Annotated in this window: 1 protein-coding gene and 2 tRNA genes; 1 reads left to right on the top strand and 2 read right to left on the bottom strand. The window is 55.1% G+C overall.

The genetic code is table 11. The features are described 5' to 3' along the window. Nucleotides 1-76: 76 nt before the first annotated feature. Nucleotides 77-163 (bottom strand) — tRNA-Leu (locus tag ACRC1E_RS04555). Between the two features lie 53 nt (nt 164-216). Continuing rightward, nucleotides 217-303 (bottom strand) — tRNA-Leu (locus ACRC1E_RS04550). Nucleotides 304-377: 74 nt separating this feature from the next. On the opposite strand from ACRC1E_RS04550, the gene rnr reads away from it, so the two are divergent. Beyond that, nucleotides 378-3,005 (top strand): ribonuclease R, encoded by a 2,628-nt coding sequence (gene rnr, locus ACRC1E_RS04545; protein WP_438513923.1) that lies wholly within the window; start codon nt 378-380, stop codon nt 3,003-3,005. Nucleotides 3,006-3,241: the final 236 nt, after the last annotated feature.

Raw genomic sequence — 3,241 nt, 5'->3', positions numbered from 1 at the left:
GCGTCTACCAATTCCGCCACCTGGGCCTGCCAAATTGTTCATACTGCAAACTGATAAATCAGCCTGATAAAGCGACTGGTGCCCAAGAGAAGACTCGAACTTCCACACCCTTGCGGGCGCTAGGACCTGAACCTAGTGCGTCTACCAATTCCGCCACCTGGGCCTGCCAAATTGTCCATACTGCAAACTGATAATGAATCAGTTAAATAAAGCGACTGGTGCCCAAGAGAAGACTCGAACTTCCACACTCTTGCGAGCGCTAGGACCTGAACCTAGTGCGTCTACCAATTCCGCCACCTGGGCATCGCTTTACTGTATGATCTACGCTACATTGCTGTAACGAAGTGCGAATTATATTGACCTAGCCGAGGAAGTCAATGCCTGCCCCGCAAAAAAAGCAAAAAAGTATTCCGCTCCGCTTGCAAGATCCCCATTTGGAGCGTGAAAAAGTCAAATACGACAAGCCTTTACCCAGCCGCGAATTTATTCTGCAGATTTTGGCGGGGCAAGGTGTTCCCATGTTTCCAGCCGAGTTAGTGAGTCTCTTGGCTATTACTGATGAAGAAACACCTTTTTTTGAACGTCGCCTATTTGCCATGGAGCGCAATGGCGAGGTGGTAATCAACCGCACCGGTGCCGTGTGCGTGGCACAAAAGCTGGATTTGGTTAAATGCAAAATCTCCGGCCATCGTGATGGTTACGGTTTTGCCGTGCCGTTTGATGGGGAGGGGGGCGACCTCTTTCTTGGCGAGCGTGAAATGCACAAGGTCATGCAAGGCGATATCGTGATGGTGCAGCCCGGTACGCCTGACCGTCGTGGTCGGCGCGAGGGGCGTGTTGTCGAGGTGCTTGAGCATGCGATAAAGACGTTGGTGGCTCGCGTTTTTCTTGAGCGTGGCGTCTGGAGTGCACGTGCCGAAGATAAGCGCATCCGGCTGGATATTATGATCGAGCCCGGTGGCGAAGGTAGTGCCGTGCATGGGCAGGTTGTGGTGCTGGAGATTACCGAGTATCCGCAAGGCCATCGTGCACCGATTGCCCGAGTGAAAGAAATACTGGGTAACTATGCCGATCCGGGTATGGAAATCGAAATTGCGCTCAGAAAGCATGACTTGCCGCATATCTTTGGTGATGCAGCCCTGGCGCAAGCCAAGACGACCCCAAATAAAGTGCGCAGGAAAGATCTGGTGCCGGGGCGGGAAGATCTGCGCGACCTGCCTTTGGTTACTATTGATGGTGAAACGGCGCGCGACTTTGATGATGCTGTTTATGCCGAGAAGTCCGGCAAGGGTTATCGGCTGATCGTGGCCATTGCCGACGTGAGCCATTATGTACAGCCGGATGATGCCTTGGATCAGGAAGCATTCAAGCGCAGTACCTCGGTGTATTTCCCGCGCCGGGTCATCCCGATGCTGCCAGAAGCGCTTTCCAACGGTATCTGCTCGCTTAATCCGGATGTGGAGCGTATGTGCATGGTGTGTGATATGCAGCTGGGGGCCAAGGGTAAGGTTAAGTCCTACCGTTTTTACCCCGCTGTAATTCGCTCGCATGCCCGCCTGACTTACAATCAAGTATGGGATTGGCTGCAAAACGGGAGCGATCATCCCCGCTTGGCGCAGGTGCGCACCTTGCATGCGCTATTCAAGGTATTGCTGGCGCGGCGTGGGAAGCGTGGTGCAATCGAGTTTGATACGATAGAAACGCAAATGCTGTTCAATGAGTCGTGCAAGATAGACGACATCGTGCCGGTGGTGCGTAACGATGCCCATCGCCTGATTGAAGAGTGCATGCTGGCGGCTAACGTCTGTGCTGCCGAGTTTCTGCAGGAAAGTGGGCAAAAGTGCCTGTTCCGTGTACATGAGGGGCCGACACCGGAAAAACTGACCAATCTGCGCGCCTTCCTGGCGGTGGTGGGCTTGTCGCTGGACGGTGGCGATAAGCCGACGACCATGGACTATGCCGAGCTTGCCCATAAAATTCAGACGCGCCCGGACTCCGAGGTGCTGGAAACCATGTTGCTGCGCTCTATGCAGCAGGCTGTTTACAGTCCGGATAATAAAGGCCATTTTGGCCTGGCTTATCCTGCGTATGCACACTTTACTTCGCCTATCCGCCGTTACCCGGACTTGCTGGTGCACCGCGCCATTAAGGCTGCGTTGGCGGGTAGCAAGTACAAGCCGGCGCTTAAGTGGGCGCAACTGGGTGTGCATTGCTCCATGGCCGAGCGGCGTGCCGATGAAGCCAGTCGCGATGTCGAGTCCTGGCTCAAGGCCTACTATATGCGCGACAAGGTCGGTGAGGTTTTTACCGGCAAGATTGCGGCTGTCACCAGTTTTGGCGTCTTCGTGATGCTGGATGGCGTGCATGTAGAGGGCTTGGTGCATATCTCCGAGCTGGGTAAGGACTATTTCCATTTCCGCAAGGAACTGCAATCTATCGTTGGCGAGAAAAGTGGTGTGCAGTACCGCTTGGGCGATCCGATTACGGTACGGGTTGTGCGGGCGGATCTCGAGAGTTCGCAGGTAGATTTTGCACTGGTGCGTGATGTACCTGATGTCGTGCCCGTTGAGTCGGCCAAGCCGCGTCGCCGTCGAGGCGGGTCTTCCCGTCATGGCGGCACGGAAAGAGCCAAGCCGGAGCAAGCTGCGGTCATCGCTAGTGATGCAGCGGAAATGCCAGTTTCTGCCGCAACTATTGTGCCGCAAGTCGAGCCAGACTTGCCTGTGGCTAAGCCTGTCGCCAAAAAGGCCGCTCCAGTCCGTGATCACGGCGCGAGCCGTCATGCTGGTGTGACAGTGAAGCTGACGCCAGCCGTTACGCCGGTTTCACCGGCTACTCCTGTAGCGCCAGCTAAGCCCAAGCCTCGCAGCCGTAAGCCGAAGCCCGTAGTCGAGAAAGTGATCGCGCCTGCTGTTGTGCCCGCACCTGTTGCTGAGGTGCCGGCGGCTCCCGTTGTGGCGCCTCGTAGTCGCCGTCGACGTACGCCCCCGTCGAGTGAAAGTTGATCATTTGGAGATGGAGACAAAAGCCGCATATCGCGGCTTTTGTTAATTCAGGCGCTTTTATACGTATTTTTAAGAAAAGTGTTGACGCCTCTGCCGCTAGTGCGTATATTTCGCCTCCTCAGCTGACGCCGCAAACGAAACAAGCGGATCGGCACTGCTCTTTAACAACACGAACAACCGATAGGTGTGAGTGCTTGGCGATGCCAAACACTCGCACTGCAAGAAGATTGGAAACG

Origin of the sequence: Craterilacuibacter sp., assembly GCF_051659485.1 — a bacterium.
Taxonomy (GTDB): Bacteria; Pseudomonadota; Gammaproteobacteria; order Burkholderiales; family Chromobacteriaceae; genus Craterilacuibacter.
The sequence above is the reverse complement of the archived record's forward strand: the minus strand, read 5'-3'. Positions and strand labels throughout refer to the sequence as shown.